This is a genomic window from Pengzhenrongella sicca, assembly GCF_017569225.1.
Lineage (GTDB): Bacteria > Actinomycetota > Actinomycetes > Actinomycetales > Cellulomonadaceae > Pengzhenrongella > Pengzhenrongella sicca.
Window position 1 is genome coordinate 780,444 of sequence record NZ_CP071868.1, and the last position, 13,848, is coordinate 794,291.

At 71.9% G+C, this 13,848-nt stretch carries 11 protein-coding genes; all 11 read left to right on the top strand.

What is annotated here, in order from left to right:
- Positions 1 to 269: 269 nt before the first annotated feature.
- The 11 genes from iolC to J4E96_RS03530 all read left to right on the top strand — a co-directional run bounded on the left by iolC (position 270) and on the right by J4E96_RS03530 (position 13,821).
- The gene (gene iolC, locus J4E96_RS03480; protein ID WP_227425647.1) at positions 270 to 1,259 is read left to right on the top strand and encodes a 5-dehydro-2-deoxygluconokinase; all 990 of its coding nucleotides are present in this window, start codon (positions 270 to 272) and stop codon (positions 1,257 to 1,259) included.
- Positions 1,256 to 2,125, top strand: coding sequence for a Cgl0159 family (beta/alpha)8-fold protein (locus J4E96_RS03485; protein ID WP_227424404.1), 870 nt, complete (start codon positions 1,256 to 1,258; stop codon positions 2,123 to 2,125). Before iolC ends, J4E96_RS03485 begins: the two co-directional genes overlap by 4 nt.
- Positions 2,126 to 2,136: 11 nt before the next feature.
- Positions 2,137 to 3,030, top strand: coding sequence for a 5-deoxy-glucuronate isomerase (iolB, locus tag J4E96_RS03490; protein ID WP_227424405.1), 894 nt, complete (start codon positions 2,137 to 2,139; stop codon positions 3,028 to 3,030).
- Positions 3,027 to 4,946 (top strand): 3D-(3,5/4)-trihydroxycyclohexane-1,2-dione acylhydrolase (decyclizing), encoded by a 1,920-nt coding sequence (iolD, locus tag J4E96_RS03495; protein WP_227424406.1) that lies wholly within the window; start codon positions 3,027 to 3,029, stop codon positions 4,944 to 4,946. The genes iolB and iolD overlap by 4 nt, the downstream gene beginning before the upstream one ends.
- Before the next feature lie 105 nt (positions 4,947 to 5,051).
- Positions 5,052 to 6,596, top strand: a complete 1,545-nt coding sequence (locus J4E96_RS03500; RefSeq protein ID WP_227425648.1) for a CoA-acylating methylmalonate-semialdehyde dehydrogenase — start codon at positions 5,052 to 5,054, stop codon at positions 6,594 to 6,596.
- 313 nt (positions 6,597 to 6,909) lie between these two features.
- Positions 6,910 to 8,382 (top strand): sugar porter family MFS transporter, encoded by a 1,473-nt coding sequence (locus J4E96_RS03505; protein WP_227424407.1) that lies wholly within the window; start codon positions 6,910 to 6,912, stop codon positions 8,380 to 8,382.
- A gap of 160 nt (positions 8,383 to 8,542) precedes the next feature.
- The gene (locus J4E96_RS03510) at positions 8,543 to 9,673 is read left to right on the top strand and encodes a glycosyltransferase family 4 protein (RefSeq protein ID WP_227424408.1); all 1,131 of its coding nucleotides are present in this window, start codon (positions 8,543 to 8,545) and stop codon (positions 9,671 to 9,673) included.
- On the top strand, positions 9,674 to 10,852 hold the full coding sequence (locus J4E96_RS03515; protein ID WP_227424409.1) for a glycosyltransferase: 1,179 nt from the start codon (positions 9,674 to 9,676) through the stop codon (positions 10,850 to 10,852).
- A gap of 31 nt (positions 10,853 to 10,883) precedes the next feature.
- Positions 10,884 to 12,062, top strand: coding sequence for a 2-aminoethylphosphonate--pyruvate transaminase (locus J4E96_RS03520; protein WP_227424410.1), 1,179 nt, complete (start codon positions 10,884 to 10,886; stop codon positions 12,060 to 12,062).
- An 83-nt stretch (positions 12,063 to 12,145) separates the two neighbouring features.
- The gene (locus J4E96_RS03525; protein ID WP_227424411.1) at positions 12,146 to 12,820 is read left to right on the top strand and encodes a phosphonatase-like hydrolase; all 675 of its coding nucleotides are present in this window, start codon (positions 12,146 to 12,148) and stop codon (positions 12,818 to 12,820) included.
- Between the two features lie 65 nt (positions 12,821 to 12,885).
- A complete protein-coding gene (locus J4E96_RS03530) occupies positions 12,886 to 13,821 on the top strand; it encodes a phosphate/phosphite/phosphonate ABC transporter substrate-binding protein (protein WP_227424412.1) in 936 nt (311 codons plus the stop codon).
- The last annotated feature ends 27 nt before the right edge of the window (positions 13,822 to 13,848 follow it).

Below are 13,848 nucleotides of genomic sequence, written 5' to 3' on the forward strand. Positions count from 1 at the left end.
GACTCCGTCAGGGGCTCTCTGTCCAGACATTATGTCTTGAAACCGGCAGCTGGCGCTAGCGGTCGGCGCGTGCGGCGGGCGCGGGGCCGATGGGCTGATCGCGGGAACGAGTCGGATGTCAGAATGTTAGGACAAAGATTTGACTCGCACCGCGTCAGTGGTGCAGAGTCCTCTCCAGAGGCAACGGTCACCGGTGATCGACACGGTCATCGGTGACCCCAGCCGCCGCTGTGGCCCGGCTGGGCAACCCGCAACACCAAGGTGGAGGAATCGTGCTGTCAGAGGTGGAGGTCGTCACCATCGGCCGATCAGGGGTGGACATCTACCCTCTGCAGACCGGAGTCGGTCTGGAGGACGTCGAGTCGTTCGGCAAGTTCCTGGGCGGCAGCCCGACGAACGTCGCCGTCGCCGCTGCGCGGCTCGGTCGCTCCGCGGCGGTCCTGACCGGCGTCGGTGCCGACTCCTTCGGCCGGTTCGTGCGGCGCGAGATGCTGCGGCTCGGGGTTCGGGACGATTTCGTCATCACCTCCCCGCAGTTCGCGACCCCCGTCACGTTCTGCGAGATCTTCCCGCCGGACAACTTCCCCCTGTACTTCTACCGTCAGCCGAGCGCGCCCGATCTGCAGCTGCGTGCGGCCGACCTCCCGATCGACCTGATTCGGGACGCCGGCGTCTTCTGGGTCTCGCTCACCGGGCTCTCGGAGGAGCCGAGCCGGTCCGCCCACCAGGTAGCGATCGCGGCGCGGGCCAACTCCCGGCACACGGTCTTCGACCTCGACTACCGCCCGATGTTCTGGACCAGCCCGGCCGAGGCGAGCGCGCAGGTCCGCCGGGTGCTGGGGCAGTTCACCGTCGCGGTGGGCAACCGTGAGGAGTGCGAGATCGCGGTCGGCGAGGTCGAGCCCGACCGCGCGGCCGACGCGCTGCTCGAGGCCGGCGTCGAGATCGCGATCGTCAAGCAGGGGCCGAAGGGGACACTCGCGAAGACGCGGGACGAGCGGGTCGTGGTCCCCCCGACCCCGATCGAGGTCGTCAACGGGCTCGGCGCGGGCGACGCGTTCGGCGGCTCGCTCTGCCACGGCCTGCTGAGCGGCTGGGGGCTCGAGCGGATCGTGGCCGGGGCGAGCGCCGCCGGGGCGATCGTCGCCTCGCGACTCGAGTGCTCGACTGCCATGCCGACGCAGGACGAGGTGGAGGCGGTCCTTGCCGGCACCCCGGTCGCCGAGCTGCACCGGGCGCAGGTCAGGAGCCCGCGATGATCGCCATCGACGAGATCACGCGGGTCCGCGCCCAGGAGCCCGAGCGAATCGCACAGGCCCTGCGCGGCCGGGTCAGGGGAGCGATGCCCGCCGAGGCGGACGCCAAGCTCATGATCATCGCGGCCGACCACCCCGCGCGCGGGGCGTTGGCCGCCGGCGCCGACCCGATGGCCATGGGCGACCGGGGTGAGCTCCTGGCCCGCTGCGTGGAGGCGCTCTCACGCCCGGGGGTGCACGGGTTCCTCGGCACCGCGGACATGATCGAGGACCTTGCCCTCCTGGGCGCACTCGACGGCAAGCTCGTGTTCGGTTCGATGAACCGCGGGGGTCTCGCCGGCGCGCGGTTCGAGATGGACGACAGGTTCACGGGCTACGACGCCCGCGGGGTCGCCGGAGCCGGCCTCGACGGCGGCAAGATGCTGCTGCGCCTCGACTACGACGACCGCGGCACGGCCCGGACGCTCGAGGCGTGCGCCCACGCGGTCGACGAGCTTGCTGAGGCGGGCCTGCTCGCGCTGGTCGAACCCTTCGTCTCGCGCCGGGTGGACGGTCGCGTCGTCAACGAGCTCGCGCCGGACGCCGTCATCCGGTCGATCGCCATCACGGCTGGCCTCGGGCGCACGTCGGCGTTCACGTGGCTCAAGCTGCCGTGCGTGCCGCAGATGGAGCGGGTCATGGCGGCCTCCACCATGCCCGCGCTCATCCTCGGCGGCGCCGTCTCCGACGACCCCGACGCGGCGTTGGCGGGGTGGGCCGCGGCCCTGGCGCTGCCGACGGTTCGAGGGCTCGTGATCGGCCGGTCCCTGCTGTACCCGCCCGGTGGCGACGTCGCGTCGGCCGTCGACGACGCGGTGGGGCTGCTGTGAACCCGGACGGCGTGAACCCGCTCCTCGTCCGCGCGGGCGAGACCGCGCACGGCTCGGTCGCTGTCGACGTCACGCCCGAACGCGCCGGCTGGACCTTCTGCGGGCTGCAGGTGGTCGAGCTGAGCGCGGGTCACAGTCACGCGATCGCCACCGGCCCGAACGAGGTGCTCGTCCTGCCGCTCGCCGGGAGCTGCGCGGTCACGGTCGAGGGCGTCGCCCATGAGCTCGCCGGTCGCCCGGACGTGTTCACCGAGGTCACTGATTACCTCTACCTGCCGCGCGACACGGTCGCGACCCTCACCTCCGCGGCCGGCGGCCGATTCGCGATCCCATCCGCGCGCGCCAGCCGCCGGCTCGAGGTGTCCTACCGGCCGGCGTCGGACGTCGTCGTCACCCTGCGAGGCGCGGGCAGTGCCTCGCGCCAGGTGAACAACTACGCGCTCGGCAACGACCTCGAGACCGATCACCTGCTCGTCTGCGAGGTGCTCACGCCCGGCGGCAACTGGTCGTCCTACCCGCCGCACAAGCACGACGAGCACTCCGCGACGGAGCGGGCCCTCGAGGAGATCTACCTGTTCGAGATCCGGCCCGGACCGGCCGGTCCCGGCTTCGCGTTCCACCGGACCTACGCCCGCGGCGAGCACCCGCTCGACCTCTCCGAGGAGGTACGTACCGGCGACGTCGTCCTGACGCCGCACGGCTACCACGGGCCGTCGATGGCGGCGCCGGGCTACGACCTGTACTACCTCAACGTCATGGCCGGCCCCGCGCAGGACGGGCAGTGGTTGATGACCGACGACCCGGCCCACCACTGGATCCGCGAGACCTGGGACTCCCAGGCGGTCGATCCCCGGCTTCCCATGACGGCCCCCGTGGCCGCCCCGAGCAGTAAGGACCCCCAGTGAGCAACGACGCCACGACCGCGACCACGACCACCTCGACCGTCCGCCTGACCGTGGGGCAGGCGCTGGTCCGCTTCCTCACGAACCAGTACAGCGAGCGCGACGGCGTCGAGCAGCGATTCATCCCCGGCGCCTTCGGCATCTTCGGGCACGGCAACGTGGCCGGGATCGGCCAGGCACTCCTCCAGAACGAGGTCGATCCCGCCGAGGGCGAAGACCGCCTCAAGTACTACCTCGCGCGCAACGAGCAGGGCATGGTGCACGCCGCGGTCTCGTACGCCCGGACCCGGAACCGGCTCCAGGCGTTCGCCTGCACCGCGTCGATCGGGCCCGGCTCGCTGAACATGATCACCGGCGCGGCGCTGGCCACGGTCGACCGGATCCCCGTGCTGATCCTCCCGTCCGACATCTTCGCGACCCGTGTCCCGGACCCGGTGCTCCAGCAGCTCGAGGACCCACGGAGCCTGGACATCTCCGTCAACGACGCGTTCAAGCCGGTGTCTCGGTTCTGGGACCGCATCAACCGGCCCGAGCAGCTCATCCCGAGCGTGCTCGCCGCGATGCGGGTGCTCACCGATCCGGCGGAGACCGGCGCCGTCACGATCTGCCTGCCGCAGGACGTGCAGGCCGAGGCGTTCGACTGGCCGCTCGAGCTCTTCCGCAAGCGGGTCTGGCACGTCGCCCGTCCCGCGCCCGAGGCCGCCGCCATCGCCCGGGCCGCCGCCCTCATCCGGTCCGCGAAGCGGCCGCTGGTGATCGCGGGTGGCGGCGTCGTCTACGCCGAGGCCTCCGCCGCGCTCGCGGCGTTCGCCGACGCGACCGGGATACCGGTCGCCGACACGCAGGCCGGCAAGGGGGCCATCAGCTTCGAGCACCCCGCGTCCGTGGGCGGCATCGGCTCCACCGGCAACGACGCGGCCAACGCCCTGGCCGCCGACGCCGACGTCGTCATCGGAGTCGGCACGCGCTACTCCGACTTCACGACGGCGAGCCACACGGTCTTCCGCAACCCGGACGTCACGTTCGTCAACCTCAACGTGCTCGCGTTCGACGCCGCCAAGCACTCGGCCGAGATGGTGGTCACCGACGCCCGCGCCGGGCTGGAGGCGCTCACCGCAGCGCTCGACGGCTACCGGGTCGAGGCCGCCTACGCGGCCGAGATGGTCACCCGGGTCGCGGCGTGGGCAACGGTGACGGACGAGTGCTACCACCGGAACAACGCCCCGCTGCCTGCGCAGACCGAGGTGTTCGGGGCGCTCAACGACCTCATGGGCGACGACGACATCCTCATCAACGCCGCCGGCTCCATGCCCGGCGACCTGCAGGCCTTGTGGCGTGCGCGCAGCCCGAAGCAGTACCACCTCGAGTACGGGTTCTCGTGCATGGGGTACGAGATCCCGGCGGCGATGGGCGCCAAGCTCGCGTCCCCGGCCAGCGAGGTCGTGGCGATCGTCGGCGACGGCACCTACCAGATGCTCCCGCAGGAGATCGCGACGATCGTGTCCGAGAACCTCAAGGTCATCCTCGTGCTGCTCCAGAACCATGGGTTCGCCTCGATCGGCGGGCTGTCCGAGTCCCGCGGGTCGCAGCGCTTCGGCACGAAGTACCGCATGCGCGACGACGCCTCGGACCGGCTCGATGGGGCCAATGTGCCGATCGACCTCGCGGGCAACGCCCGCAGCTTCGGGGCCGACGTGCTCGAGGTCGGCTCGATCGACGAGTTCCGGGTCGCGTACGCCGCGGCCGCGGCGTCGACCCGCACGACGCTGATCTACATCGAGACCGACCTGGACGGACCCAACCCGCCCGCATCGGCGTGGTGGGACGTGGCAGTCGCCCAGACCTCACGCCTGGCGAGCACGCAGCAGGCCCACCTCGAGTACCTCGAGCAGAAGGCCGAGCAGCGCCACTACCTCTAGGTCCGCTGGACCTCTCCAGTGACCCTTCCCCCGTACCTGACCTTCCCCGCGTATCCGACCTTTCACGTTCCAGTCATGTCGACGAGCAAGAGAGCGAGCACCCCGATGACCCTCACCCAAGAAGCCACCGCCACCGCTGCGGGAGCTGCCCCCGCGGCCACGGTCCTGCACTGGATCAACGGCGTGGAGACCGCGGGAGGCACGGGTCTCACTCAGCCGATCTACAACCCGTCGACCGGTGAGATCTCCGGCCACGTCGCCCTCGGCGATGCCGGCACGGTCGCGGCCGCCGTGGCCGCGGCCACGGCCGCGCAGAAGGCGTGGGGGCGGATGTCGCTGGCGAAGCGCACGACGATCCTGTTCCGGATGCGCGAGCTGATGATCACGCACGACCTCGAGCTCGGTCAGATCATCTCCGCCGAGCACGGCAAGACCGTCGAGGACGCCCGCGGGGAGATCGCCCGCGGCCGCGAGACGATGGAGTTCGTCTGTGGCATCAATCAGGCCTCCAAGACCGACTTCAGCTCGGACGCCTCGACCGGCGTCGACGTGCACGGCCTGCGCCAGCCGCTCGGGGTCGTCGCCGGGATCACGCCGTTCAACTTCCCGGCCATGGTGCCGCTGTGGATGCACCCTGTGGCGATCGCGGCCGGCAACGCCTTCATCCTCAAGCCGTCCGAGCGCGACCCCTCCGCGTCGATCTTCATCGCCAAGCTCTACCAGGAGGCCGGGCTGCCCGACGGCGTGTTCAACGTCGTGCACGGTGGGAAGGTGGCCGTGGACGCGATCCTCGACGACGACGGGATCTCGGCGGTGTCGTTCGTCGGGTCCACCCCGATCGCCAAGTACGTGCACGGTCGCGGCACGGCGAACGGCAAGCGCGCCCAGGCTCTCGGCGGCGCGAACAACCACGCCATCGTGATGCCCGACGCGAACATCACCTTCGCCGCTTCACAGATCTCCTCCGGCGCGTTCGGCTCCGCCGGCGAGCGCTGCATGGCGCTGCCGGTCGCCGTCGTCGTCGGCGCTGCGGCCGAGCCGCTGATCGCCGCCCTTACGCTCGAGGCAGAGAAGCTGAAGGTCGGACCCGGCAACGGGAGCGACACCGACATGGGCCCGGTCATCTCCGCCGACGCACGCCAGCGCGTCATCGACTTCACGACCGAGGCCGTCGACGCCGGCGCCCGGGCCATCGTCGACGGCCGCGAGCTCGTCGTCGAGGGCTTCGAGCGCGGGTACTACGTCGGTCCGACCATCCTCGACAACGTCACGACCGACCTGCGGGCCTACAAGGACGAGGTGTTCGGCCCGCTCCTGGTCGTGATGCGCGTGGACACGTACGAGGAGGCCATCGAGCTCGTGAACTCCTCGCCGTTCGGCAACGGCGCCGCGATCTTCACCAGCTCGGGCGAGGTCGCCCGCCAGTTCTCGGTCGACGTGGAGGCCGGCATGGTCGGCATCAACGTGCCGATCCCCGTGCCGGTCGGCTACTTCTCCTTCGGCGGGTGGAAGGACTCGCTGTTCGGCGATCACCACGCCCACGGCCCGGAGGGATACCGCTTCTACACCAAGGCGAAGGTCGTCACGTCGCGCTGGCCCCACCAGGCCACGGCGGCGGCCGCCAGCATGAACTTCCCCGGCAACAACTAGCCCCGGAGCCAAGGCCAGCGGGCCTCGCAACCCGCTGGCTTTGGCGCGCCCGGAAGGCGAATCCTGGGTCGGGCCGGCGTCGCCGAGCGAAAGACAGAATGATAGAACAATCGGTTGACAGCCCCTCCAGTTGTGTGTTGAATGTAAGGACAAACACGTGCGCACCACGGCTGCCCGCACGGACCCCGAGCTCTCATCGACGAGAATTCGCTCGGCGTGCTCGGGCAGCCGCACTGACACGCACGCCGCTGCCGGGTCCGGTCACGACCGCCCCGCCTTGGAAAGGACGCCAATGACGGCGATAAGTGATCAGGTGGGGCCGACCCCCGGAGCCGGGCAGATCTCGCCGGCCCAGTTCGATGCCTTCTTCACCACGGGCAAACCCGTGAAGCGGCACTCCATGAAGGCGATCGCGCTCGTCGCGACGCTCGGAGGGCTGCTCTTCGGCTACGACACCGGGGTGATCGCAGGCGCGCTGCCGTTCATGTCGGACACCGTCGCCAACGGCGGCCTGGGGCTCAGCCCGCTGACCGAGGGCCTCGTGACCTCGTCGCTGCTCTTCGGCGCGGCGTTCGGAGCGCTGTACGGCGGCCGGCTCTCGGACCGGTACGGGCGCCGGCACAACCTCCTGATGCTCGCGGCGGTGTTCTTCGTCGGCGCGGTCGGCACGGCGTTCGCCCCGTCGGTCGCCGTCATGGTGGCCGCCCGTGTCGTCCTTGGGCTCGCGGTGGGTGGGGCCTCGGCCACCGTCCCCGTGTACCTCGCAGAGATCGCGCCGAAGGAGCTGCGCGGACGGCTCGTCGCCGTCGACCAGCTCATGATCGTGACGGGCCAGCTGCTCGCGTACTCGACCAACGCCGTGCTCGCGAACGTCTGGGACGGACACTCGACGTGGCGGTGGATGCTGTTCCTGTGCTCGATCCCCGCGGTCGCGCTCTGGATCGGCATGCACCGGATGCCGGAGACCGCGCGCTGGTTCGCGTGCAAGTTCCGCTTCGGCGAGGCCGCCGAGGTGCTGCGGGCCACCCGCACGCCCGGGTACGACATCAAGGCCGAGCTGTCCGAGATGCTCGACGTCGCGCAGGAGTCCGACGCGAGGCGCGAGGGCGGCTGGGCCGACCTCAAGACCCCGTGGATCAAGCGCCTCGTGCTGATCGGCGTCGGCATCGCGGTGCTGCAGCAGCTGACCGGCGTCAACACGCTGATGTACTACGCGCCGACGATCCTCACCGAGACCGGGCTGGGCACGAACGCTGCGCTCACGGCGACGATCGCCAACGGCGTGGTCTCCGTCATCGCGGCCGTCGCCGGGCTCTGGCTCGTGGGTCGCTTCCGCCGCCGCAACCTGCTGATCATCGGTCAGCTCGGCATCATCGCCTCGCTCGCCGCGATCGCGACCACGTTCGGACTCCTGGTCCAGCCGAGCCTCGAGGCCGGCACCACCCCGCCGACCTCCAGCTCGTACACCGTGCTGGCCTTCATGCTCTGCTTCCTGATCTTCCAGCAGGGTGCTGTGTCGCCGGTGACCTGGGTGATGCTGTCGGAGATCTTCCCGATGCGGATGCGCGGCTTCGGCATGGGCCTGGCGGTGTTCCTCATGTGGATCGCCAACGCCATCATCACGTTCAGCTTCCCGCTGCTGATCAGCACGTTCGGGGGCACCGGGACGTTCCTGGTGTTCGCGGTGGTCAACGTCGGCACGATGCTCTTCAGCTGGCGGATGGTGCCCGAGACCTCGCACCTGACCCTTGAGGAGCTCGAAGGGGAGTTCCGCACCGTCAGCTAGGAGAAGCACGTCGCTCGCCCGGTGGGCTACCCGCTGGCTCACGCCAGCAGGTGGCCCACCTCGGCATCGCCCGCCCGCGCCGCGCAGGGTTCACGCCCGCGTTCCCTGCCCGACGTCGCGCGCACCCCCGGCGTGCAGGTGACATTGCTGTACTTCGGGCGTGAAGGTCGCCGTGGTGTCCGAGACGTTCCTCCCCGCGATCAACGGCGTGACCGGCTCGGTGCTCCAGGTGCTGCGCCACCTGGGCCGGACGGGCCACGGGGCGCGGGTCTTCGCGCTGGGTGACACGCCCGCCACGGCCGAGGGCTTCGACGTCGTGAACCTGCCGTCCGTCGGGCTGCCGGGCTACCCCCAGGTCCGCGTCCCGGTGCCCGTGCCCGCGATCGCCGCGGGCTCGCTGTCCCGCGGGCTCGCGCAGTTCCGCCCCGACGTCATCCACCTCGCCTCGCCGTTCACCCTCGGCGGTCCCGTCATGCGCGTGGCCGCGACGCTCGGCATCCCCGTCGTCGCGATCTACCAGACCGACGTCGCCGGGTTCGCCCGGCGGTACGGGTTCACCGCGGCCTCCAACTCGGCCTGGCGGCACATCCGGTCCGTGCACGAGCGGGCCCAGGTGACGCTCGCGCCGTCGCCGTCCGCCGCCCAGGAGCTCGCGCGCCACGACATCCCGCGCGTCGAGGTCTGGCCGCGCGGCGTCGACACCGCCGCCTTCTCCGCCGCGCACCGCGACGACCGGCTGCGGGCCCGGCTCGCGCCCGCGGGCGAGGTCCTCGTCGGCTTCGTCGGCAGGCTCGCCGCGGAGAAGCAGGTCGAGGACCTCGAGGTGCTGCTCGGCCTGCCGGGGGTCCGGCTCGTCGTCATCGGCGACGGCGCCGAGCGCGAGCGGCTCGTGCGGCGCCTGCCCGGGGCGCACTTCCTCGGCGAGCTGTCGGGCCCCGACCTGTCGAGGGCCGTGGCGAGCCTCGACGTCGTCGTCCACCCCGGTCCGTACGAAACGTTCTGCCAGGCGGCGCAGGAGGCGATGGCGAGCGGCGTCCCGGTGGTCGCGGTGCGCGCCGGCGGCCTGCGCGACCTGGTCGACCACAGCCGGACGGGCTGGCTCTACCCGCCCGGCGACCTCGCGGCGCTGCGCGCGCACGTCGTCGACCTGGCCGGCGACCAGGCCAAGCGGCAGGCGATGGGCGCCGCGGCCCACGCGGCCGTGCGGGCCCGGACCTGGCCCGTCGTGTGCGACCGGCTCCTGCTGCACTACGAGCGGGCCGTGTCCCTCGCGGCGGTCGCGGGGCGCTGAGTGCACCTCGTGCACGTCGCCAACGCCTACGCCCCGGGCAGCGGCGGGATCCGCACGACGGCGCACGCCCTCGGGGCGGGCTACCAGCGCGCCGGCCACGACTTCACGCTGGTCGTCCCCGGCGATCGCACCCGCGTCGAGGTGCTGCCCTGGGGCCGGCGCGTGAGCGTCCGTGCGCCCCGGGTCCCGGGGACCGGCGGCTACCGGGTGATGACGGACCTCCGGGCGATCCGCGACGTGCTCAACCGGCTCGAGCCCGACCGCCTCGAGGTGTCCGACCGTCTCACCCTGCGCGGCCTCGGCCGGTGGGCCAGCGCGGCGGGGGTGCCGTCGGTCGTGCTCGCGCACGAGCGGCTCGACGGGATCCTGCGCGCCTTCACCCCGCTGACCGGCAGGCAGGCCGAGCGTCTCGCCGATCGCCACAACGCCGGGACGGCGGCGCGGTTCGACCGCGTCGTGACCACCACGCGCTTCGGCGGGCAGGAGTTCGCCCGCCTCGGCATCCCGACGCACCACGTCCCGCTCGGCGTCGACCTGGCCCAGTTCCACCCCGGGGCCGACGCCGACGCCGGGTCCCTTGGCACCGACGCCGGGCACCTCGCCCCCGCCGGTGCCGCGGCCCGCGCGGGGGCCGAGCCGCGCGCCCCGCTGCTCGTGCTCTGCAGCCGGTTGTCGAAGGAGAAGCGGCCGGACCTCGCGATCGACGCGCTGCGCGAGCTGCGCCGGCTCGGGCGGCCGGCCCGCCTCGTGATCGCCGGCTCCGGCCCGCTCGCGCACCGCCTGCGGCGCCACGCCGCGGGGCTGCCCGTAACGTTCGTCGGGCACCTGGCCGACCGGGCCGCCGTCGCCGCCCTGCTCGGGAGCGCCGACGTCGTGCTCGCGCCCGGCCCGGTCGAGACGTTCGGGCTCGCGGCGCTCGAGGCGCTCGCCTGCGGCACACCCGTGGTCGCGGCGAACACGTCCGCGGTCGCCGAGCTGCTGCGCGGCGATGCCGGCCGCGCCGCCGACCCCGAGCCGCGCGCGCTCGCGGCCGCGGTGGACGAGCTGCTCCGGGTCCCGGCGTCGCAGCGGCGGGCGGCGGCCCGCCGTCGCGCCGAGGAGTACGGCTGGCCCCGCACGACCGACGCGATGCTCGCGCTGCACGGCCTCGGCTCGGTCACGTCACACCGAACCCGGTGACTCTTGGCTGCGAGTTGTCCGCGAGGTCGCTGTGCGTCCACACGAAGCGCGCCTGGCGCTGGTCTGCTCGAGGCGAACGCAATCCGCCTGGAGAGGAACGATCATCCCCGCCCCGAAGCTGCTGACACCCGGCCCGCTGACCACGTCCGACGCGACCCGTCGAGCGATGCTCACGGACTGGGGCTCGTGGGATCCAGACTTTGCCGCCGTCACCCGTGAGGTCTGCGCCGAGCTGATCGCGATCGCCTCGACCGAGCGCGACGACCTGCGGTGCGTGCCCCTGCAGGGGAGCGGGACGTTCGCGGTGGAGGCCGCCGTGCGCACGCTCGTCCCGCCGGGCGGCAGCATCGTGGTGCTCGTCAACGGGGCGTACGGGCGCCGGATGGCCGACCTGTGCCGCCGCGCCGGCCGCGTCGCGATCGTGCACGAGACCGCCGACGACGTCGCACCGGACCCGGCGGATCTCGCGGCCCTGCTCGCGGCGCACCCCGAGGCCAGCCACGTCGGCCTGGTCCACTGCGAGACGAGCACCGGCCTCCTCAACCCGCTCGGGCCGATCGCCGACGTCGTCGCCGCGGCCGGTCGGCGCCTGATCGTCGACGCGATGAGCTCCTTCGGGGTGCTCCCGGTGCACGCCGAGCACCCGGCGATCGACGCGATCGTCGCCGCCTCCGGCAAGGGCCTCGAGGGCGTGCCGGGGATGGGGTTCGTGCTCGCACCGGAGGGCGTGTTGCTGGCGAGCGCGGGGCGATGCGACTCCCTCGCGCTGGACCTCAGCGAGCAGTACTCCTACCTGACCCGGACCGGCCAGTGGCGGTTCACGCCACCCACCCACGTCGTCGCGGGTTTGCAGGCGGCGCTCGCGCAGTACCGCGACGAGGGCGGCATCACGGCCCGCCGCCAGCGCTACCAGGCCAACGGCGACGTGCTGCTCGGCGAGATGACGGCGCTCGGCTTCCGGTCGTTCCTTCCGGCCGAGCTCCAGGCCCCGATCATCTACACGTTCCACGCGCCGCGCGACGACCGCTGGGACTTCCCGACCTTCTACCGCGAGGTCAAGGCCCGCGGCTTCATCCTCTACCCCGGCAAGCTCACCCGCGCCGAGACGTTCCGGGTCGGGTGCATCGGCGCGGTCACCACGCAGGACCTCAAGGCGGCCGTCGCGGCGATCGCCGACTCCCTGGCGGCGCTCGGGGTCGTGCGGATCTGACCCTGCCGGCCCGCCGCGCACCACGCCCTCACCTCACCCCACCTCACCCCACGTCACCCCACCCCGTACCCCGGAGCTCACTCATGACGTTCGAAATCGCAGTGCTCGACATGGCTGGAACGACAGTCGCCGACGACGGGCTCGTCGAGAGCGCGTTCTCGCGGGCCGTCGGCACGCTCGGGATCCAGCCCGCCGACGACCAGCACGCCACCATGCTCGACTACGTCCGGGCCACCATGGGCGAGTCGAAGATCGCCGTCTTCCGGGCCCTCCTGCAGGACGAGGCGCAGGCCCAGGAGGCCAACGCGGCCTTCGAGGCGGCGTACGGCGACCTGATCGACGACGGGTTCTGCACCGCGCTGCCCGGGGCCGCCGACGCCATCGATCGCCTCCGCACCGGCGGCATCAAGGTCGCGCTGACCACAGGGTTCTCCCGGGCGACCCTGTCGCGGATCCTGCGCGCGCTCGAATGGGAGCAGGTGGCCGACCTGACGCTGTGCCCGGCCGACGTCGGCCGCGGGCGGCCGTACCCGGATCTCGCGCTGTCCGCGCTGCTCGCGCTGGAGGGTACGGAGGTTCGTTCCCTCGTCACGGCGGGCGACACGGGCTACGACATGCGGATGGGGCGCGCGGCGGGCGCGGGGCTCGTCGCGGGGGTGCTCACCGGCGCGCACGAGTCGGACCAGCTCCTGCAGGCGGGCGCGGACCAGGTCCTCGACTCGATCAGCGATCTCCCGGGGCTCGTCCTGAACCGCTGACGCGCACGCACTCGCCTCCTCCACCGGCACGACCCCACTCGACCCAGCCCAAGGGATGCACCGCCATGACCTCATCAACCGTCCACTCGTTCGCCAAACCCGCAGCACTGTGCGCGCTGGTCGCCCTTGCCTCCGCCCTGGCCGCCTGCTCGGGCGCGACCGCCGCGAGCGATGAATCGGCCGACGGCGGCGGGCAGTTCGCGGTCGACTCGAGCACCCTCGTCTTCGGCGTCGTGCCCGACAGCGTCGAGACCGAGACGAACTATCAGCCCTTGATGGACTACATCGCGGCCGAGACCGGCAAGCAGGTCGAGTACCACGAGTCGACCGACTACGCCGCGCTCATCGAGGCCGCCGTGGCCGGCAAGATCGACGTCGCCTCGTTCTCCGGGTTCACCTACGTGACCGCGAAGAACAACGGCGCGCAGATCACGCCGATCTCGTCGATCGTCACGGCCGAGGGCGGCGAGCCCGGCTACTACTCCGAGGCGATCGTGCCCGCGGGCAGCCCCATCACCTCGATCGACGAGTTCGGGGGCAAGAAGGTCTGCTTCGTCGATCCGTCCTCGACGTCCGGCTACCTCTTCCCGAGCTACAACCTGATCGAGGCGGGCATCGACCCGGAGCTCGACATCACCCCGGTCTTCGTCGGCAAGCACGACGTGTCGGTGCAGAAGGTCGCCCAGGGCATCGAGTGCGAGGTCGGCTTCGCCGAGGACTCCGAGGTCGCCAAGTCCGACGAGGTGACCTCGATCCTGCGGACCCAGGTCCCCGGCGCGCCGATCGTCGTGTCCGACGTCCTGCCCGAGGACCTCAGGACGCAGCTGACCGACACCCTGAGCCACGTGACCATCGACGAGATCATCGCCTCCGGCATCGAGTCCGCCGACACCGACGGCTTCCGCTCGGTGTTCTACGCCACCGAGCCCGTGGACGACGCGTACTACGACACGATCCGCGACATCTGCGAGGTCACGAACGCCACGCAGTGCCAGGGCTGACAGTGCTTCCCCGGCGCCAGACCCAGG